Raw genomic sequence first — 20,047 nt, 5'->3', positions numbered from 1 at the left:
CACAACGCGGCGGTACGGCCACGAAGGGGCCCGGGGGACCGGTGCGCAGCGCGGGCCCGCCGCTCATGACCGGAGGTAGGCACATGCCACGGAACGAACCGACAGACGACGCCACCGCAGGCAGCCAGGGCCCGGAGGCGGACGTCCCGGTGCGGCGCCGCAAGGCCGTCCGGTACGGCGTCCCGGTCGCGGTGGCGGGGGTGGTGGCGGCGACGGTCGGGCTGGTCCCGGCGTTCGCCGGATCCGGCTCGCCCGACCTGCCGAAGATCACGGCGCAGCAGCTCCTCGCCAAGATGGCCGCGTCCGACACCCAGCAGCTGTCCGGCACCGTCCGCGTCACCACGGACCTGGGCCTGCCGTCGCTGCCGGGCGCGGGCGGCGCGATGCCGGGCTTCGGCGGCGCGGGCGGCTCCGGCGAGGGCGACGGCAGCGGTGCCCCGCAGTCGCCGCGGAACAAGCTGATGGAGCTGGCGTCCGGCGCCCACACCCTGCGGATAGCGGCCGACGGCCCCGCCAAGCAGCGCGTCACCTTCGTCGACGGCGGATCCGAGTACAGCCTCATCCGCGACGGCGACCGCACCTGGGCGTACGACGGTGGCAGCAACACCGCCGTCCGCTCCGGGCGTCCCGCGGGCGCCGCGCACGGCCCGCGGCCCGGTGCGGGTCTGCCGCGGGACCTGGCCGGGGCCACCCCGCAGGACCTCGCCCGGCAGGCGCTGAAGGCCGCGGGGGACACCACGTCCGTCACCGTCGGCTCCACCGCGAAGGTCGCCGGGCGGGACGCGTACCAGCTGGTGCTGACGCCGAAGCAGTCCGGTTCGACGGTCGGGTCGGTCCGGATCGCGGTGGACGCCGCCAACGGCGTGCCGCTGAAGTTCTCGCTGCTGCCCCGGAGCGGGGGCGACGCCGTCGTCGACGCGGGCTTCACCACCGTCGACTTCGCCCGCCCGGCCGCCTCCTCGTTCGCCCCGCCCCGCGACGCGAAGATCGTCGACGGCGCCCGCATACCCCAGGGGAAGGGCCACGGCGGTGGTCTCCAGGGGCCGCACGGCGGCAAGGACTTCAAGGGCTTCAAGGAGTTCCGCGGCGAGGAGGGCGCGCGGAACGCCGCGGGCCCGCACGGTGTCACGGTCCTCGGCAAGGGCTGGACCGGCGTCGCCGTGCTCAAGGGGACCGGCTCCCTGCCGACCGGCAAGGGCGGTGCGGCCGCGTTCCTCGACAGCCTCGGCGACACGGTCCACGGCGACTTCGGCTCCGGCCGGGTCTTCAGCACCCGCCTGGTCAACGCCCTGCTGACCGACGACGGCACGGTCTACGTCGGCGCTGTCGACAAGCAGACCCTCGTCAGCACGGCGAACACGGCCCACGCCGCCAAGTAGGCCTCAGGGGCGCCCGACGTCAACCGGCGCGCTCCTGGGCCGGAACGGCCCAGGGGCGTAAGGGCCCCGCGCGCCCGCCCTAGCCCAACGACTCATCCGCAGCCGCCGGAAGCGGGGCCGGGCCTCCCGCTTCCCGGCGCTCCGGGCCCCCGGTCGCCGCAGCCGCGCCCTCGGAGACCGCGGCGGAGGCCCGGCGCCTCGCGGCCGCCACCGCCGCTCGTGCGGTGTGGGCGGTCCGCAGCGCGTCCCAGGTCAGCAGCGCCAGTGCCAGCCACACCAGGGCGAAACCGGCCCACCGCTCCGGCGGCATCGACTCGTGGAAGACCAGCAGGCCCAGCGCGAACTGGAACGTCGGCGCCAGATACTGCAGCATCCCGATCGTCGTCAGCGGCAGCCGGACCGCCGCGGCGCCGAAGCAGATCAGCGGCACCGCCGTCGCCACCCCACACCCCGCGAGCAGCAGCGCCGTGCCGATGCCGCCGCTCACGAACGCCGAGTCGCCGCGTACGCCGAGGAAGACCAGGAAGACCACCGCGGGCACGAACTGCATCGCCGTCTCCGCGGCGAAACCGTCCACGCCGTCGAGCTTGATGCCCTTCTTCAGCAGGCCGTACGTCGCGAACGAAAAGGCCAGGACCAGCGAGATCCACGGCACCCGGCCATAGGCGACGGCCATCACGAGCACCGCGAGGGTGCCCACGCCCACCGCCGTCCACTGCAACGGCCGCAGCCGCTCCCGCAGCACCAGCACCCCGAAGGCGATGCTGACCAGCGGATTGATGAAGTACCCGAGCGACGCCTCCAGGACGTGCCCGGCGTTCACCGCCCAGATGTACAGGAACCAGTTGACGGAGATGACCGCCGCGCACGCCGCGATCAGCGCCATCCGGCGCGGCTGCCGCAGCAGCGGACGCACCCACGACCAGCGGCGCAGCACCGCCAGGATGAGCGCGGCGACCGGCAGCGACCACGCCATGCGGTGCGCCAGGATCTCGGCCGGTGACGCGGCGTCCAGCAGATGCCAGTAGAGCGGCAGCAGCCCCCACATGCCGTACGCCGCGAGACCGTACGCGAGCCCTGTGCGCTGCGTGTTCCCAGACTCCAAGGGGCCCTCCCGTTGCTGCCCGGCCGCTCCGGGCGTGCGGCGCCGACCCTGTGACGGTAGCGCCGCGCCACCCGCCTGTCATGTGCGTATCGACATACGGTCATGACCACCGGGCGGCGCCTCCGCACACCGCCCGCCACCGGCGAACACCCTGGTCACGGCCTCGGAACGCGCCGGTGCCCCCACCGGGCGAGCCGGGTGGCTCGCGCCCGTGGGGGCACCGGGGAGAACGCGCGGGTGCGGACCTCAGCCGACGACCGTCCAGGCGTCGTTACCGGCCAGCAGGGCGCCGAGGTCGCCCTTGCCCTGCTGCTCGACGGCGGCGTCCAGCTGCTCGGCCATCAGGGTGTCGTAGACCGGGCGCCCGACGTCGCGCAGCACACCGATGGGGGTGTGGTGGAGCGTGTCCGGGTCGGCGAGGCGGGAAAGCGCGAACGCGGCGGTGGGCGACGGGCTGTGCGCGTCGTGCACGAGGATGCCGTCGGTGCCCTCCTCCTGTACGTCGATGACCCGCAGGTCGCCGGTGGCCGGGTCGCGGACCACGCCCTTGGAGCCGAGGCCGTCCGGGGCGGGCACGCCGAACCGGATCGGCTGCCCGTGCTCCAACCGGATGACGGCATCCTCCGCCTTCTCCTTGTCCTTGAGGACCTCGAAGGCGCCGTCGTTGAAGATGTTGCAGTTCTGGTAGATCTCCACCAGCGCGGTGCCCGGGTGGTCGGCGGCGGCGCGCAGCACCGAGGTGAGGTGCTTGCGGTCGGAGTCGACGGTGCGGGCCACGAACGACGCCTCCGCGCCGAGCGCCAGCGACACCGGGTTGAACGGTGCGTCCAGCGACCCCATCGGAGTCGACTTGGTGATCTTGCCGACCTCGGAGGTGGGGCTGTACTGGCCCTTTGTCAGACCGTAGATCCGGTTGTTGAACAGCAGGATCTTGAGGTTGACGTTGCGGCGCAGGGCGTGGATGAGGTGGTTGCCGCCGATGGACAGCGCATCGCCGTCGCCGGTGACGACCCAGACGGACAGGTCGCGGCGGGAGGACGCCAGGCCCGTGGCGATCGACGGGGCGCGGCCGTGGATGGAGTGCATCCCGTAGGTGTTCATGTAGTACGGGAAGCGGGAGGAGCAGCCGATGCCGGAGACGAAGACGATGTTCTCCTTCGCCAGCCCCAGGTCGGGCATGAAGCCCTGGACGGCGGCGAGGACGGCGTAGTCACCGCAGCCGGGGCACCAGCGGACCTCCTGGTCCGACTTGAAGTCCTTCATGGACTGCTTGGCCTCGGCCTTGGGCACCAGCGCCAGCGCCTGCGGCCCGGCCGCCGGCCCCGGGATCGTCTCAGTCATTGATGGCCTCCTTGAAGACCTCGGCGAGCTGCTCGGCCTTGAACGGCATTCCGCTGACCTGGGTGTACGAGCGCGCGTCCACCAGGAACTCGGCGCGCAGCAGGGTGGCGAGCTGGCCGAGGTTCATCTCCGGCACGATCACCTTGTCGTAACGCGCCAGGACCTCGCCCAGATTCCGCGGGAAGGGGTTGAGGTGGCGCAGATGGGCTTGCGCGATGCGCTGCCCCGCGCCCCGGACGCGCCGCACCGCGGCGGTGATCGGACCGTACGTCGAACCCCAGCCCAGTACGAGGAGGTCCGCGCCCGCGCCGTCCTCACCGGCCGGGTCGTCGACCTCCAGGCCGGGCACCTCGATACCGGCCACCTTCGCCTGGCGGGTGCGGACCATGAAGTCGTGGTTGGCCGGGTCGTACGAGATGTTGCCCGTGCCGTCCTGCTTCTCGATGCCGCCGATGCGGTGCTCCAGACCGGGCGTGCCGGGGAGAGCCCAGGGGCGCGCGAGGGTCTGCTCGTCGCGCTTGTACGGCCAGAAGACCTCGGTGCCGTCCGCCAGCTGGTGGTTGGGCCCGGTGGCGAACTGGACGCGCAGGTCGGGGAGTTCGTCGATCTCCGGGATGCGCCACGGCTCGGAGCCGTTGGCGAGGTAGCCGTCGGAGAGCAGGAACACCGGGGTGCGGTAGGTCAGCGCGATCCGGGCGGCGTCCAGGGCGGCGTCGAAGCAGTCCGCGGGGGTCTTCGGCGCCACGATCGGCACCGGCGCCTCGCCGTTGCGGCCGTACATCGCCTGGAGCAGGTCGGCCTGCTCGGTCTTGGTCGGCAGGCCCGTGGAGGGGCCGCCGCGCTGGATGTCGACGATCAGCAGCGGCAGTTCGAGGCTGACGGCGAGGCCGATGGTCTCCGACTTCAGCGCCACACCGGGGCCGGACGTCGTCGTCACCGCGAGCGAACCGCCGAACGCCGCGCCCAGCGCCGCGCCGATGCCCGCGATCTCGTCCTCGGCCTGGAACGTCCGCACGCCGAAGTTCTTGTGCTTGGACAGCTCGTGCAGGATGTCGGAGGCCGGGGTGATCGGGTACGAGCCCAGGTAGACCGGCAGGTCCGCCTGACGGCCCGCGGCGACCAGCCCGTAGGAGAGCGCCAGGTTGCCGGAGATGTTGCGGTACGTCCCCGTCGGGAACGCCTTCGACGCCGGGGCGACCTCGTACGAGACGGCGAAGTCCTCCGTCGTCTCGCCGAAGTTCCAGCCCGCCCGGAAGGCCGCGACGTTCGCCTTGGCGATGTCCGGCTTCTTCGCGAACTTCTCCGCCAGGAACTTCTCGGTGCCCTCGGTCGGCCGGTGGTACATCCACGACAGCAGGCCCAGCGCGAACATGTTCTTGCTGCGCTCGGCCTCCTTGCGGGAGAGTCCGAAGTCCTTCAACGCCTCGACCGTCAGTGTGGTCAGCGGCACCGGGTGGACGCGGTACGCCTCCAGCGAACCGTCCTCCAGCGGGCTGGTGGCGTAGCCGACCTTCGCCATCGGGCGCTTGGTGAACTCGTCGGTGTTGACGATGATCTCCGCGCCGTGCGGCACGTCCGCGAGGTTCGCCTTCAGGGCGGCGGGGTTCATCGCCACCAGGACGTCGGGGGCGTCGCCCGGGGTGAGGATGTCGTGATCGGCGAAGTGCAGCTGGAAGCTGGAGACGCCGGGGAGGGTCCCGGCGGGCGCGCGGATCTCGGCGGGAAAGTTCGGCAGCGTCGACAGGTCGTTGCCGAAGGACGCGGTCTCCGATGTGAACCGGTCGCCCGTGAGCTGCATGCCGTCACCGGAGTCACCCGCGAACCGGATGATCACCCGGTCCAGACGCCGGATCTCCTTGTCTGTGCCCCCGTCGCCAAAGGAGCGCTGTTCCCCGACGTGCGCTCCGTCGGCCTGCTCGGCTGTGCTGCTGACCTGGCTGGTCACTGCTTCGGACCTCCCTAGAGGGGTACGGCTCCCCGCCGGAGGGCGGGATCGGGACGTGTCGTGCCGACCGGACGGTCCCCTCACCATCGTACGGGGGTAAGGGTCGCCTTCCCTGGGTCGATCACATGGTGGACGTCGCCATGAGATGATGGCTGGTTGCGAATTGTCATGAAAACACTGGTTCCGTCGCCCTCGCCGGGGACGCCCCGGGCTCCGGTGACGGTCCGACATTGGTGGTAGGACCCCGGACCTACGTCTCCGGGGGCGCGCGGCGCATGCCTGGTCCGGGGCGGGGTGGCGGGGGCGTCACGGCCGGAGATAGGTGAGGACGGCGAGCACCCGACGGTGATCCCCGTCACTCGGCGCCAGGCCCAGCTTCAGGAAGATGTTGCCGATGTGCTTCTCCACCGCGCCGTGGCTGATCACCAGCTCCCGGGCCACGGCCGCGTTCGTCCGGCCCTCCGCCATCAGGGCCAGCACCTCCCGCTCACGCGGTGTCAGCCGGTCCAGCGCCTCCTGCCGACGGCTGCGGCCCAGCAGTTGTGCCACCACCTCGGGGTCGAGTGCGGTACCGCCGTCCGCGACCCGCACCACCGCGTCGACGAACTCCCGCACCTCGGCGACGCGGTCCTTGAGCAGATAGCCGATGCCGCGGGTCGAGCCGGCCAGCAGCTCGGTCGCGTACTGCTCCTCGACGTACTGCGACAGCACCAGCACACCGACCTCCGGATGCGCCCGCCGCAGCGTGAGGGCGGCCCGCACCCCCTCGTCGGTGTGGGTCGGCGGCATCCGTACGTCGGCCACGACCACGTCGGGCGGTGTACCGGCGGCGGCCAGTTCGCCGACCGCCGCGACCAGCGCGTCACCGTCGCCGACACCGGCCACCACGTCGTGCCCGCGGTCGGTCAGCAGCCGCGTCAGTCCCTCCCGCAGCAGCACCGAATCCTCGGCGATGACCACCCGCACCCTGTCCTCCACGTCGCCCGTCTCTCCCGAAGCGCCCACGCGCCGCCGCCCCGCTCCACCCCGGTGCGGCACCTCAGCATCCCAGCATCCGGACGCGGAGGGGGAGAAACGGGGGAGCGGGGCGCGGGGCGGAAGGGGAACGTGGGGTTTCTGGGGCGGTCAGCTCTCCCGGTGCTCCGGGCCTTCCCGGAGCGCCGGACTCCGTACGGTTTCCGGGGCGCCGCCGTGCGGGGCGGGCGCCGCCCCGGGCCCGGCGCCTGTCCCCGGTCCCGGGGCGGCCCCCGGCCAGGGACCGAGCAGGACGCGTACCAGGGCCCGGTCCGGGACGGTCAGCGCGTACGTCACCCGGGGCAGGGCGAGGACGAGCAGCAGGCCCACGGCGGCGGCGAGCGCGATCTCGGGCGGGGTCTCGACGTATCCGGAGAAGGTGCCGGGGGCGGTGTCCGGGTTCCATACCTCGATGCCCGGCTGGCCCAGGTAGCGCGGGAACGTCCACCGCCACAGCGGATACAGCAGCAGCGACCAGCCGAGCGCCCAGTACGTCACCGTGAGCACGAAGGCGGCCACCGCCCAGGGGAAGCGCAGGAAGCAGCAGAGCAGCTGCCGCCAGGACGACCCGTCCCGCAGCAACGCGCCGGTCCACCGCACCACGCCGCCCCCGGCCGCCCGCACCGGTGGCGGCGCCGCGACGGTCACCCCCAGGAGTGCGCGGGCCCGCGCCCGCTCCATGGCGCCCAGCCCCCGCGCCCCCGCCAGCCCCGCCGCGAACACCGGGATACCCGCGACCGTCACCAGCAGTCCCGCGCTCAGGGCGCACAGCGTCGTCGCGTACGCGAACAGCGCGACGGCCACCGGGAGATTGGTGAGGAGGTAGAGGAACGCGCGCCAGGTACGCCCCGAGAAGGGGGCGCGCAGCGCCAGGAGTACGCGGGGGGCGCCCGCCCGCCGCTCGGAAGCCGTGGCCATGGTCATGCCGTCCGTCCTGTCGGTGTACCTGAAGTCGGTGGTGCTTGATGCCGGAGGTGCCTGATGCCGGGGTGGCCGATCCGCCGGACGCGGCCCGGAGGTGGTCCGGGCGTCCGGATGCGGCGCGGCGCACCGGCCATGGCGCCGTGGTGCGGGCGCGGTGTGGTCAGGCGGCCGGGGCGGTGCCCGTGGTGCGGCCGCGCCAGGGGAGTGCGGCGATGATCCGGGTGGGGCCGCCCGGCGGGGAGTCCAGGGTGAAGGCGCCGTCCACCGACGCCAGCCGGTCGGCGAGCCCCGCCATGCCGCCGCCCGCTACCCGCCGGGCGCCGCCGCGCCCGTCGTCCGTGACCGTCACCAGCAGCCGCCTGCCGGACCGCCGCACCCCGACGGCGGCGGACCGCGCCCCGGAGTGCTTGGAGACGTTCTGCAGCAGCTCGGAGACGGTGAAGTACACGATCCCCTCGATGGCCGGTACCGGGCGCTCCGTCAGCTCCACGGAGACGGACACCGGGGCCGTGCAGCGCCCCGCCAGCGACGTCAGGGCCGGGCCGAGGCCGCGGTCGGTGAGGATCGCCGGATGGATGCCCCGGGCCAGATCCCGCAGCTCCTGGAGGGCCAGCTTCACCTCGCCGTGCGCCTCGTCCACCATCGCGGCGGCCGCCTGCGGATCCTCCGTCAGCTTCTCCTTCGCCAGCCCGAGCCCCATCGCGAGCGCCACCAGACGGGCCTGCGCGCCGTCGTGCAGATCCCGCTCGATGCGCCGCAGATCCGCCGAGGCGGTGTCGGTCACCTTCTCGCGGTCCGCTTCCAGCTCGGCGATCCGCCGCTCCAGCCCGTCCGACGGCGACAGGAGTCCGCGCACCATGGCCCGGTCGACGTCGGTCAGCAGGCGCGCCGCCCAGGGCAGCACCGGCCAGCCCGCGACGAGCAGGACGAGGGTGAGGGTGAAGGTCAGCACCACCCACGGCAGCCGGACGAGCGCGAACAGTGCGTGCCGCCACCCCACCGGGTCCGTCAACCGCGCCCACAGCCTGGGGAAGAACCCCGGCTCGCGGGCGCGCAGCGGGGACGGCTCCGGCACCCGCAGCCCCAGCAGCGCACGGGCCCGCGCCCGCTCCAGCCGTCCGTACCACCGGCACGCCGCCAGGCCCACGGCCAGCAGCGGCAACCCGACCACCGTGATCGACAGCCCCAGACCCAGCGCCAGCCACACCAGCACCACCTCGAAGGCGAGCACGCCCAGCGGCAGATTGGTCAGCAGGTACCCGATCTCCCGCCAGGTCGCGGGGGAAAGGGCGGCGCGCGGGCGGGGCGGTGGCGCCCCCTCGTTCTCGCGTCCGCCGTCCGGGGTCACGGTCTGTGTCATACGGCAAGCCTGCCCGGACGTCGCGCCGCCCTGCCATGGGGTGCACGGGTCGGGTGGGGGTGGGGTTGTCCCCACCCTCGGAGGGACGGCCGGGCCTCCCCGGGTGCGGCCGCCCCGGACGTCCCCGGGGAGGCCGCCCGCCCGGCCCTCGGGCCGACTTGCCCCTGTGCGGGGGTGCTCGCCCCGGTACCGGCTCTGACCTGCCCGTTTGCCGGTTCCGTCGGCGCTTCCGGTGGACAGGGGGCGCGGAGGTGACCGTAGGGTGTCGCCGTGCGTACAGGGGAGGGGTGAGGGGCGATGGCGCGGGATATCGGCGGCCGGTCGCCGGGGGCGGACACCACTCGGCCGCGGCAAACCCGGCACACACCCCCGTACGGGCCCAAAAAGCCGACAGGTGACGGCTGTTGGGCGTGCCGCCTCCACCGGGCGGAGGCCCCGGCGTGAGCGCGGCCGTGGGCGCCCCCGGGGAGCGGCGCACCACCCTGAGCCGGGTCCCCCTCGTCACCGGGGGAGGCCACCGCACCGACCTCGTCGTCCCGTCCGGGGAACCCGTAGGGGCGCTCCTGCCGGAGCTGCTGCGGCTGCTCGGCGAGCGCCCGGCCGGACCCGGCGCGCAACGGCTGGTCACCGCCGACGACACCGTCCTCGCACCGCACGACTCCCTCGCCGCCGCCCGCCTCGCGGACGGCGCCGAACCCCCTCTCGTCACGGGCCCGTTCACGCCCGGCACCCGCCCCGGGGGCGGCCTCGATGCCGACGTCGCCGCCCCGCTGGAGGTACGCGGCCGGGGCTGGGGCGCGCGGGGCGCCGCATGGGCCGCGGGCGCGGCGGGCGTCCTGCTCGGCGCCGGCGCCGACCGCTGGTACGGCGACGCCGCCGCCCTGTGGCTCGGCATCGCCGCGGTACCGCTCGGCGGCGCGGGCGCCGCCCTGGCCGCGACCCGGGCCACCCAACGCGCCTCCGGGGCGGCCCTGTTGCTTCTTGGCGGCACCCTCGGGGCGTACGCCTCCTGGCACGCGACACCGAGCGGCGCGGCCCGCCTAGCCGCCCTCCTGTGCCTCCTGGCCGCCCTCCCGGCCGCGCTCCTCGCCCTGCGCACCATGGACCCGCCGCGCACCGCACTGCGGCGCGCCGTCGCCCGCACCGAGTCGGCGGCGGTCGTGGCCCTGACCCCGGTGACGGTGGGCGCCCTCGGCGTGTACGCCCTGCTGCGGGACGCGTTCTGACGCGGAGCGGCGGAGGAACGGACGAGCGGATGAACGGTACGGAACGGGTGACCCGGGACCGGGGACTGCCGGTTACGGAGGTGGCGGACCCGTTGGCGGCACCCGGCCGGTCGGTACCGCAGGCGGTACCCGAACGGTCGGAGCGGGCGGTCCCAGGAGAACGGCCAGAGGCAACGGAGCGGCCGGTCCGGCCGGAGGCACCGGGAGCACCGGGGGAAGAGGGGTGGCGGGGCGTGGAGGCGCAGACGCAGGACGGAACGGGCGGTGCGTCCGGGGCACCCGGAGCAGGCGTCTCGGGGGCGCCCGGAGGCGGCGTCTCAGGGGCGCCTGCGGCGGAGCCGGGGGCGCCCGGGCAGGTGGCGCACGCCGGGGGAGAGGCGGCGGGGCCCGGTCCGGCCGTGATGCCGGGTGGGCCGGGCCCGGGGCCGTACGCCGTGTCAGGTCCGGGGCCGGGCGCCGCGGCAGGGTCGATGCCGATTGCCGGAACGGGACCGAATCCGGGTGCTGCGCCGGACGCGCCCGCGGGGCAGGCGCCGGACGCGGCTTCAGGTGCGATGCCGGGCGGGGCGCTGCCCCTGGCTTGGCCCGCGCCCGTGCCGCCGGGGCCGGGCCCGGCCGTATCGGGGCCCCCGGTCCAGGCGCAGGCCCCGACCGCACCCGTTGACCTGCGCCCGGGTCCGGCTCAGGCCCCGGCCGCCCTCATCGCTCCCGGCCCGGCCCAGCCCCCGCTCACCTCTACCGCCCCCACGGACGCCGCCCCCGCCCCCGCCCCCGTCCCCGGGCGGTACGGGCGGCCCGGGCTTCCCGCGCGTACGCCCGTGTCGGTACCGCTGTTGCCGCCCGAACTCGCCGACGGGCAGCCCAAACCGCGGCGGGGTGACCCGTTGGGGCGGCGGGCCGGGCGGGCGTTGCGGAGGGTGTTCGCCTCGTCGCCGGCCATCGAGACGGCGACGGTCACGAAGGCGGCGTACGCCATCCAGCAGCCGGTCGTCACCGGGCGGCAGATCGCGGTCTCCAGCATCCGTGGCGGCGCGGGCAAGTCCACCGTCGCGGCGCTGCTCGCGTTGACCTACGCCCACTACCGGCCCGACCCGGTCCTCGCCGTCGAGGCCGATCCGGCGCTCGGCACGCTGCCGCACCGGCTGGGCGCGCGCGAGGTGCGCTGGTCGGGCAGCGATCTGGCGGAGATCGTCGACCCGTCGATGCTGATCACCGACCTGACCGGTTATCTGCTGCCGTTCGCGGGCGGCGGCTGGCTGCTGCCGGGCAGCCAGGGCGCGATCGGCACCCGGCTGGACCTCGACGCGTACCGCGTCGTCATGACCTCGCTGCGGCGCCACTTCGCCGCCACCGTCGTCGACTGCGAGACCCTGCCCGCCGAGGTGGCCCGCACCGCGCTGGTCACCACGCAGGCACGTGTACTGGTCACCCCGGCCACCCCCGAGGGCGTCGCAGCCACCCGCTCCGTACTGGACTGGGTGGGCGGTCTGCACCCGGGCCTGCTGCCGACCACGGTCGTGGTCCTCACCCATCTGGCACCCGACACCGGCGTCGACGCCCGTACGGCCGCCACCCACCTCGGCGCGGGCGGCGCGGCGGTGCTGCCGCTGCCCTACGACCGCCACCTGGCCGCGGGCGGCGCGATCCGTACGGAACTGCTGGGCGCGCGCACCCTCGCGGCCACCGCCCGGATCGCCGCCGAGGTGATGAACCGCGCGGTCTCCCGCGAACCCGGCCGCCGCCCGTCCGACCGGACCGCCCGCGGCGGCGAACCGTACGTCGCCCATGGCGTCGTCCGCCCCGCCGGATCCACGACCGCTCACCCGCAGCCGCCGCAGCAACCCCAGGGCCAGCTCCTGCACCAGAACCACCACCCGCACCCACTCCACCAGCAGCCCCTACTCCCGCAGCAGATCCAGACAACACATCAGGGCCAGGCGCCGCAGCAGTACCGGGCGACACAGTCGGGACACATGACGCAGCCGCCCCACGTCTCACAGTCAGGGCAGATGACGCAGCCGCCCCATGCCCCGCAGTCGGGGCACATGACGCAGCCGCCCCACGTCTCGCAGCGACCCCTGTCCCCGCAATCACCCGCCTCGTCCCTCGCATCACCTCAGCCCTCCGTGCCCCCGCAGGCCACCCCGTACATACAGCCCCACCCGCCGTACGCCGCCCAGCAGCCGCCCCCGGCACAGCAGCAGCCCCAGGCAACCCCGTACGGGCAGCCACCACACCAGTCCCACCTCACCCCCACTCCTCCCCGGCAACCGGAACCCCTGCGCGCCACCCGGCACCCCCAGGCACCGCCCCCGGGCGCGGACCGGACCCCCTTCGACGGACCGCCCGACGAACGGAGCCCCTTCGACGGCGGCCCGCTGCCCCGCCCGGACAGCGCCGGAGCCTGACCGTCCGGCACGGCCCCGGCCCGGTGACGGCGGCCCCGGCCCGGCGACGTACGGACGGGCCCGCGCCGGCCCCGGTCCCGTCCGCATGGTGGGCAGGACCGTCCGGCAGTCGGTCGCAGAGCCGGGACGAAGTGGGGTCAACGCCACCGCCGTCGTGACGCGGCTGCTCAGCGCGGGGAGGGCAGGGCCTAGACTCCGTATGTACAGATCGTCGAAGTCGTGGAACAAGCGCAGTCAGGGAGCGAGGGGCGGACGTGCCGGACGACACGACCGTGCGCACCATCAGCAGCGCCGCGGAGTACTTCCAGGGGTATTCCTTCGTCGGCCTGGTTGCCGTCGTCGGTGTCCTCTTCGTGGCCGTGGCCTTCGGCGCCGGGCGGTTGCTGCGGCCCGTGGTGCCGACGCCCGAGAAGCTGCTGACGTACGAATGCGGTGTGGACCCGGTCGGCGAGGGCTGGGCGCACACCCAGGTCCGCTACTACGTCTACGCGTTCCTCTACGTGATCTTCGCCGTCGACTCGATCTTCCTGTTCCCCTGGGCGACGGTCTTCGCCGCCCCCGGCTTCGGCGGCGTCACGCTCGTGGAGATGTTCATCTTCCTCGGCTTCCTCACCGTCGGCCTGCTCTACGCATGGAAGAAGGGCGTCCTGGAATGGACGTGACCCCCGCCCCCGACGGCGCGTCGGCAGCGGCCGAGGGCTCCGCCCGCGCCGATCTGCCGATGCCGCGACGCCTGGGCACGCTCGCCCGTCTCGCGCCCGAACCGATGAAGGTGGTCCTCAACTGGGGCCGCCGCTACAGCCTGTGGGTCTTCAACTTCGGCCTCGCCTGCTGCGCCATCGAGTTCATCGCCGCCTCCATGGCGCGCCACGACTTCATCCGGCTCGGCGTCATCCCCTTCGCGCCCGGCCCGCGCCAGGCCGACCTGATGATCGTCTCGGGCACGGTCACCGACAAAATGGCCCCGGCCGTCAAGCGTCTCTACGAGCAGATGCCCGAGCCGAAGTACGTCATCTCCTTCGGCGCCTGTTCCAACTGCGGCGGCCCCTACTGGGACTCGTACTCGGTGACCAAGGGCGTCGACCAGATCATTCCGGTGGACGTGTACGTACCGGGCTGCCCGCCCCGCCCGGAGGCGCTGCTGCAGGGCATTCTCAAGCTCCAGGAGAAGATCGCCCGCGAATCGCTGGGTGAGCGCTACGCGACCGGCCCGGCCGCCGCGCCCTCGGCGAACGCGCTGCGCAGCGGCCTGGTGGCGCCCCCGAAGCCCGGTCCGTCCACCACGGCGGAACCCGGCGGTCCGGGGGAGGAGCCCCGATGAGCGAGCCGACGAACGAGCCGACGAACGGACCGGTGGACGAGCCGACGAACGAGCCCGTGGACGGCGTCGCGGACGGCGTCGAGGACGGTGCGGGCGAGGCGGCCGAGCCCGTCGTCGGCTGGCTGCCCGGCCCGGCGAGCGCCCTCTTCGGCACGGGCGCCACCGCGGAAGCCGCCTACGATCTGCTGACCGTCGACGTACCGGCCGACCGCTGGATCGAGGCCCTGACCGCCGCCCGGACCGCCCTGGGCTGCACCTTCTTCGACTGGCTGAGCGCCGTCGACGAGCCCGGCACCGGCTTCCGGATCTGTGCTCACCTCGCCGATGTGTCCCGGCCCGGCTCCGTCCGCCGGCTCCTCGTCCGCACCACCGTGCCGCACGACGCGCCGGTGCTGCCCACCGCCACCGGCGTCTACGCGGGCGCCGCCTGGCACGAACGCGAGACGTACGAGATGTTCGGCGTGGACTTCACCGGCCACCCGCACCTCGTCCCGCTGCTGCTCCCGGAGAACTTCGAGGGCCACCCGCTGCGCAAGGACTTCGTCCTCGCCGCGCGGGTCGCCAAGGCATGGCCGGGCGCCAAGGAGCCGGGCGAGTCCGAGCACGGCGGCCCCAAGCGCCGCCAGATGCTGCCGCCAGGCGTCCCCGACCCGAACGAATGGGGCCCGCTCAAGGGCCAGCTGCCCCCGGCCCCGGCCCGCCCGGCACGCGGCGCCCGCGCGGCCGGTGGCGCCCGCGCCGCCGGCGCCGGACGGACGGCCGGTGCGGGACGCGCCGGAGCGGCGGGCGAGCGTCCGGCGGCAGGAGAGCGTCCGGCGGCGGGAGAGCGTCCGGCGGCGGGAGAGCGTCCGGCGAGGCGCACCCGCTCGGCGAGCACGGGGTCGGCCAGCCAGCGTGCCACCACCACCGGGCCGGAGCAGCCCGCGTCGGAGCAGCCTGGGGCCGGTGGCCCGGCCGCTGCCCCTGCTACGTCGACGGGGCCTGCGGCACCGGCCGGACCCGCCGCACCGGCCGGACCCGCCGCACCGGCCGGACCCGCCGCACCGGCCGGACCCGCCGGACCTGCGGCTTCGGCCGGGCCGGAAGCGTCGGCCAAGCCGGAGACGTCGGCCGAGCCTGAAAAGTCGGCGAAGCCCGAGGCGTCGGCGAAGCCCGAGGCGTCGGAGAAGCCTGAAGCATCGGCCGGGCCCGTGGCGGCGACCGGCCCTGCCGCTTCGGACGGGGGAGCCGCCTCCCGTCCGTCCAAGCCCTCCGCCACCTCCTCGGACGCGCCCTGGCACCACGCCCGCCCGACCTTCGAGGAACCCGAGCCCGCCCCGGCCGACGAGGCCACTCCCGCGCAACCGGACACGACCTCCGACGGCACCGCTACGAACGAGAAACCCGGCACCGAAAAGGAAACCGGCCCCGGCAAGGACACCGGCCCGGACGAGCAATCCGGCACCGGCAGGACCACCGGCACCGGCGAGGAACCCGGCCCCGACAAGGGCACCCCCACCCAGGACCCGGCAGGAGGCGACACCCCATGAGCGACGCTCTCGACATCGTGGTGCGCCTGCTCGCCGTCTTCGTCGCCTTCCTCGTCCTCCCATTGGTCGTCGGGCAGACCGAACACAAGGTCATGGCCCATATGCAGGGTCGCCTCGGACCGATGTACGCGGGCGGGTTCCACGGCTGGGCGCAGCTCGTCGCCGACGGGGTGAAGTTCGCGCAGAAGGAGGACATCGTCCCGGCCGGTGCCGACCGGCGGATCTTCCAGCTCGCGCCCGCCGTCGGACTGCTGCCGTATCTGCTGGTCCTCGTCGCCATCCCGATCGGCCCGCACAACGCGGTCGGCCAGAGCCTCGACGCGGGCCTCTTCTTCGTCCTCGCGGTGATGGGCGTCGGCGTCCTCGGTTCGATCATGGCGGGCTGGGCGTCGGCCAACAAGTTCTCGCTGCTCGGCGGCTTGCGTACGGCCGCCCAGCTGCTCGCCTACGAACTGCCGATGCTGCTCGCCGCCGCCTCCGTCGCGATGGCCGCCGGAACCCTCTCGCTGCCCGGAATCCTCGACTCCTTCCACTGGTGGTGGGTGCCGTGGCAGCTCATCGGCGGTGTGGTCTTCTTCGTGGCCGGTCTCGCCGAGCTGCAACGGCCGCCGTTCGACATGCCGGTGGCCGACTCGGAGATCATCTTCGGCGCGTACACCGAGTACACCGGCCTGCGGTTCGCGCTCTTCCTGCTCGCCGAGTACGCGGGCATCATCGTGCTCTGCGCGCTGACCTCCGTCCTCTTCCTGGGCGGCTGGCACGGACCGTTCGGCGCCGACGGCCTCGGCTGGCTGTGGACCCTGCTGAAGACCGCCGTCCTCGCCTTCGGTGTCATCTGGCTGCGGGTCACCTACCCGCGGCTGCGCGAGGACCAGCTGCAGAAGCTCGCCTGGACCGTCCTGATCCCGCTCACCCTCGTCCAGATCGCCCTCACCGGCGTCGTCAAGGTGGTGACCTCCTGAGATGGCCGCGGACAAGAAGCCCAAGCCGTCCGGTTTCCCCGGCTCCGGGCTCGCCAAGGGCCTCGCCGTCACCCTCCGGACGATGACGAAGCGCAGCGTCACCGCGCAGTACCCCGACGTCCAGCCCGACCTGGCGCCGCGCACCCGCGGCGTCATCGGGCTGTTCGAGGAGAACTGCACCGTCTGCATGCTCTGCGCCCGCGAATGCCCCGACTGGTGCATCTACATCGACTCCCACAAGGAGACGGTGCCGCCCGCCGCCCCCGGCGGCCGCGAGCGCAGCCGCAACGTCCTCGACCGCTTCGCCATCGACTTCTCCCTCTGCATGTACTGCGGCATCTGCATCGAGGTCTGCCCCTTCGACGCCCTCTTCTGGTCACCGGAGTTCGAGTACGCCGAGACCGACATCCGCGAACTGACCCACGAGCGCGACAAACTCCGCGAGTGGATGTGGACCGTGCCCGAACCGCCCGCCCTCGACCCCGCCGCCGAGGAACCCAAGGAGATCGCCGCCGCCCGTAAGACGGCCGACAAACTGGCCGCCCAGCAGGCCGCCGCCGATGCCGAGACCTCCGGGGAGGACGCGTGACGCTCGCCGCCGCAAGCCACGGCTTCCTCACCCCCTCCGGCGTCGAGATCGCCTTCCTCCTCGTCGGCCTCGTCACCCTCGGCGCCGCGGTCGTCACCGTCACCACCCGGCAGCTCGTCCACGCCGCGCTCTGGCTGGTCGTCGCCCTCGGCGGCACCGCCGTCGAATACCTGCTGCTGACCGCGGAATTCATCGCCTGGGTACAGGTCCTGATCTACGTCGGCTCCGTCGTCGTCCTCCTTCTCTTCGGGCTGATGCTCACCAAGGCGCCCATCGGCCGGTCGCCGGACGCCGACTCCGGCAACCGCTGGGCCGCCGTCGCCGTGGCCGCGGCGTCCGCCGTCGCCCTGGTGTGGGTCGTCGTCGACGCGTTCCGCGCCACCTGGATCGAACTCGGCACCCCGCAGGGCAGCACCGAGACCACCGGCCGCAGCCTCTTCCAGTACTGGGTGCTCCCCTTCGAAGCCCTCTCCGTCCTGCTGCTCGCCGCCCTGGTCGGCGCGATCGTCCTCTCCCGCAAGGGCGACACGGCGATCACCGGCGACGGCGGTACGCCCCCGGGCCCGGGCACCCCCCCGGCCCCCGGCGGCACGGCCCCGGTCGCCCGCGCGGCCACCGGCCCCGTCGCCACCCCCGGCCCCGCCCCGCGCGAGGAGCAGCGCTGATGCATCTCGTCTATCCGGCCGTCCTCGCAGCCCTCCTCTTCTGCACCGGTCTGTACGGCGTGCTCGCCCGCCGCAACGCGATCCTGGTGCTGATGTCCGTCGAGCTGATGCTCAACGCCGTCAACCTCAACCTCGTCGCCTTCGACGCCTGGCTGCGCGACACCCTCCACGCCGGTCAGGCACTGACCCTCTTCACCATCGCCGTCGCCGCCGCCGAGATCGGCATCGGTCTGGCGATCGTGCTGCTCGTCCACCGCCACCGCGGCATCTCCGACATCGACCGGCTGCGCGACCTCGCCGACACGCCGGGCACCCCGGACGCCGACGCCACGGACCAGCAGCCGCAGCCGGACACCAAGGCGGAGGCCACCGCGTGACACCCACGACCACCGCCGTCCTCGTCCCCCTCCTGCCGTTCCTCGGCGCGGTCGTGGGGCTCTTCCTGGGCCGCCGCGCCCCCGGCTTCGTCCGGCCGCTCGCCGTGCTGCCCACGCTTGCCGCCGCCGCGCTCGCCGCCGTCGTCGCCGCCGGAGTGGGCACCGGGCCCGCCACCGACGTCGCCACCCGGCTGACCCCGACCGGCTCCGTCCCCATCGACCTGGCCCTGCACCTCGACGGCTTCGCCGTACTGATCGCCGTGCTGGTCGGTGTCGTCGCGACCTGCGTGCAGATCTACTCCACCGGCTATCTGCGCGACGACCCGCGCTACCCGTCGTACGCCGCGCTGGTCTCGCTCTTCACCTCCGCGATGCTGCTCGTCGTCTACACCGGCGACCTGATGGTGCTGCTCGTCGGCTGGGAAGTCATGGGCATCTGCTCGTACTTCCTCGTCGGCCACTACTGGGAGACCGAGGCCGCCCGTGCCGCCTCCCTCAAGGCGTTCCTCGTCACCAAGCTCGGCGATGTCCCCTTCCTCTTCGGCATCTTCGCGCTGGCCGCCGATACCGGGACCTTCCGCATCACCGGCATCCTCGGCTCCGTCGCCCGCGACGGTCTCGACCATCCGACGCTGATCGCGCTGCTGCTGCTCGCCGGTGTCGCGGGCAAGTCCGCGCAGTTCCCGCTGCACACCTGGCTGCCCGACGCCATGGCCGGTCCCACCCCCGTCTCGGCGCTCATCCACGCCGCGACGATGGTCGCCGCCGGTGTCTATGTCGTCGCCCGGCTCCTCCCCGTCTTCGCCGCCTCCGCCGCGGCGCTGGTCGTCCTCGCCGTCATGGCCGCGATCACCATGATCGGATCCGGTCTGGCCGCGCTCGCCCAGGACGACGTCAAACGCGTTCTCGCCTACTCGACCGTTGGCCAGCTCGGCTACATGACCGGCGCCCTGGCCGTCGGCGACCGCGGCGCCGCCGTCTTCCACCTCCTCTCCCACGGAGCCTTCAAGGCCCTCCTCTTCCTGGGTGCCGGGGCGCTCATCCACGCCGCCGGTACCAACTCGCTCTCCGCCATGTCCCGGATGAGCGGCCTCGACCGGCGCGTCCCCGACGCCTACTGGACCGTCACCGTCGCGCTCCTCGCGCTCGCCGCCATCCCGCCGTTCTCCGGCTTCTTCTCCAAGGAAGCCGTCCTCGGTGCCGCCGAGCACGCCGCCACCGGCGGGGCCGCGGGCATTCCCGGCGCGGCCGGGTGGACCGTCCTGATCTCCGGGCTGATCGCCGCCCTCCTCACCGCCGGATACACCACCCGGCTGTGGCTGCTCGCCTTCCGCGGCAGCGGACCCGAGGCCCCCGACCACGGCCCGCAGCCCCTCGCCATGAAGGCCGTGCTGTGGGTCCTCTTCGTCCCCACCGCCGCCTTCGGCCTGGCTGCCCCTTTCCTGCCCGACTGGTTCGACGGACGCTCCCTCATCCCGACCCTCACCACCTCCGTCCTGGGTACCGGCATCGCCCTCGTCGGCGGCCTCGTCACCTACGCGACCTGGCGCCACACCACCGCCCCGGCCACCCGCACCGCGGCGGACGGCGCCGCCACCGACCCCGGCCGGGTGCTGCTCGGGCCGCTGTACCGCCCCGCGGCCGCCGGCTTCCACCTCGACGCCGTCTACCGTGCGCTGTTCGTCCGGCCCGTGCGCGCCGCCGCGGTCCTCGTCCGCTTCCTCGACCGTGAGGTCGTCGACACCTACGTCCGCGCCGCCGGTACCGGCCCCCGCTGGCTGGGCGCCGCCGTCCGCCGCGCCCAGACCGGCAACGTGCAGACCTACCTCGGCGCGCTGCTCGCGGGCGCGCTACTCCTGGCCGTCGCCGCCGTCCTCGTCGCCATGGGCACCGGAGCCTGAC

General features: G+C 73.9%; 17 protein-coding genes. 11 read left to right on the top strand and 6 right to left on the bottom strand.

All coding sequences use genetic code 11. The features are described 5' to 3' along the window. The first annotated feature begins 83 nt into the window (after positions 1-83). Positions 84-1,379, top strand: a complete 1,296-nt coding sequence (locus tag OG422_RS13275; protein ID WP_405742903.1) for a LolA family protein — start codon at positions 84-86, stop codon at positions 1,377-1,379. A 79-nt stretch (positions 1,380-1,458) separates the two neighbouring features. Here OG422_RS13275 and rarD read toward each other — a convergent pair whose 3' ends face one another. The 6 genes from rarD to OG422_RS13245 form a co-directional block, all read right to left on the bottom strand. After that, positions 1,459-2,427 (bottom strand): EamA family transporter RarD, encoded by a 969-nt coding sequence (rarD, locus tag OG422_RS13270; RefSeq protein WP_405747770.1) that lies wholly within the window; start codon positions 2,425-2,427, stop codon positions 1,459-1,461. 303 nt (positions 2,428-2,730) lie between these two features. Then, complete coding sequence (locus OG422_RS13265) at positions 2,731-3,825, bottom strand: 2-oxoacid:ferredoxin oxidoreductase subunit beta (protein WP_143940887.1); 1,095 nt, start codon at positions 3,823-3,825, stop codon at positions 2,731-2,733. Beyond that, positions 3,818-5,770, bottom strand: coding sequence for a 2-oxoacid:acceptor oxidoreductase subunit alpha (locus OG422_RS13260; RefSeq protein WP_143940888.1), 1,953 nt, complete (start codon positions 5,768-5,770; stop codon positions 3,818-3,820). Before OG422_RS13260 ends, OG422_RS13265 begins: the two co-directional genes overlap by 8 nt. 306 nt (positions 5,771-6,076) lie before the next feature. After that, positions 6,077-6,736: a response regulator transcription factor gene (locus OG422_RS13255; protein ID WP_285229382.1), complete on the bottom strand. Its 660-nt coding sequence runs from the start codon at positions 6,734-6,736 to the stop codon at positions 6,077-6,079. A 159-nt stretch (positions 6,737-6,895) separates the two neighbouring features. Then, positions 6,896-7,708 (bottom strand): sensor domain-containing protein, encoded by an 813-nt coding sequence (locus OG422_RS13250; RefSeq protein WP_405742901.1) that lies wholly within the window; start codon positions 7,706-7,708, stop codon positions 6,896-6,898. 160 nt (positions 7,709-7,868) lie between these two features. Continuing rightward, positions 7,869-9,068 carry a sensor histidine kinase gene (locus OG422_RS13245; RefSeq protein ID WP_405742899.1) on the bottom strand — a complete coding sequence of 400 codons (1,200 nt, stop codon included), beginning with the start codon at positions 9,066-9,068 and terminating at the stop codon, positions 7,869-7,871. Between the two features lie 440 nt (positions 9,069-9,508). On the opposite strand from OG422_RS13245, the gene OG422_RS13240 reads away from it, so the two are divergent. The 10 genes from OG422_RS13240 to OG422_RS13195 all read left to right on the top strand — a co-directional run bounded on the left by OG422_RS13240 (position 9,509) and on the right by OG422_RS13195 (position 20,046). After that, positions 9,509-10,294 carry an EsaB/YukD family protein gene (locus OG422_RS13240; RefSeq protein WP_405742897.1) on the top strand — a complete coding sequence of 262 codons (786 nt, stop codon included), beginning with the start codon at positions 9,509-9,511 and terminating at the stop codon, positions 10,292-10,294. An 818-nt stretch (positions 10,295-11,112) separates the two neighbouring features. Continuing rightward, entirely contained in the window at positions 11,113-12,702 is a 1,590-nt protein-coding gene (locus OG422_RS13235; RefSeq protein WP_405742895.1) for a hypothetical protein, read from the top strand. Between the two features lie 254 nt (positions 12,703-12,956). Then, complete coding sequence (locus OG422_RS13230) at positions 12,957-13,364, top strand: NADH-quinone oxidoreductase subunit A (RefSeq protein WP_143941903.1); 408 nt, start codon at positions 12,957-12,959, stop codon at positions 13,362-13,364. Next, positions 13,355-14,023: an NADH-quinone oxidoreductase subunit B gene (locus OG422_RS13225; protein WP_405742893.1), complete on the top strand. Its 669-nt coding sequence runs from the start codon at positions 13,355-13,357 to the stop codon at positions 14,021-14,023. The genes OG422_RS13230 and OG422_RS13225 overlap by 10 nt, the downstream gene beginning before the upstream one ends. Beyond that, the gene (locus OG422_RS13220; protein ID WP_405742891.1) at positions 14,020-15,552 is read left to right on the top strand and encodes an NADH-quinone oxidoreductase subunit C; all 1,533 of its coding nucleotides are present in this window, start codon (positions 14,020-14,022) and stop codon (positions 15,550-15,552) included. Before OG422_RS13225 ends, OG422_RS13220 begins: the two co-directional genes overlap by 4 nt. Beyond that, positions 15,549-16,514: an NADH-quinone oxidoreductase subunit H gene (locus tag OG422_RS13215; protein ID WP_405742889.1), complete on the top strand. Its 966-nt coding sequence runs from the start codon at positions 15,549-15,551 to the stop codon at positions 16,512-16,514. The genes OG422_RS13220 and OG422_RS13215 overlap by 4 nt, the downstream gene beginning before the upstream one ends. A 1-nt stretch (position 16,515) precedes the next feature. Continuing rightward, positions 16,516-17,103, top strand: coding sequence for a NuoI/complex I 23 kDa subunit family protein (locus tag OG422_RS13210; RefSeq protein ID WP_405742887.1), 588 nt, complete (start codon positions 16,516-16,518; stop codon positions 17,101-17,103). Beyond that, the gene (locus OG422_RS13205) at positions 17,100-17,768 is read left to right on the top strand and encodes an NADH-quinone oxidoreductase subunit J (protein WP_405742885.1); all 669 of its coding nucleotides are present in this window, start codon (positions 17,100-17,102) and stop codon (positions 17,766-17,768) included. The genes OG422_RS13210 and OG422_RS13205 overlap by 4 nt, the downstream gene beginning before the upstream one ends. Continuing rightward, positions 17,768-18,145: an NADH-quinone oxidoreductase subunit NuoK gene (gene nuoK, locus OG422_RS13200; protein ID WP_143941897.1), complete on the top strand. Its 378-nt coding sequence runs from the start codon at positions 17,768-17,770 to the stop codon at positions 18,143-18,145. Before OG422_RS13205 ends, nuoK begins: the two co-directional genes overlap by 1 nt. Then, positions 18,142-20,046 carry an NADH-quinone oxidoreductase subunit L gene (locus tag OG422_RS13195; protein WP_405742883.1) on the top strand — a complete coding sequence of 635 codons (1,905 nt, stop codon included), beginning with the start codon at positions 18,142-18,144 and terminating at the stop codon, positions 20,044-20,046. The genes nuoK and OG422_RS13195 overlap by 4 nt, the downstream gene beginning before the upstream one ends. The last annotated feature ends 1 nt before the right edge of the window (position 20,047 follow it).

The sequence above is a fragment of the Streptomyces sp. NBC_01525 genome, assembly GCF_045040405.1.
Classification (GTDB): domain Bacteria; phylum Actinomycetota; class Actinomycetes; order Streptomycetales; family Streptomycetaceae; genus Streptomyces; species Streptomyces benahoarensis.
This window is presented reverse-complemented; position numbering and strand designations above follow the sequence as displayed.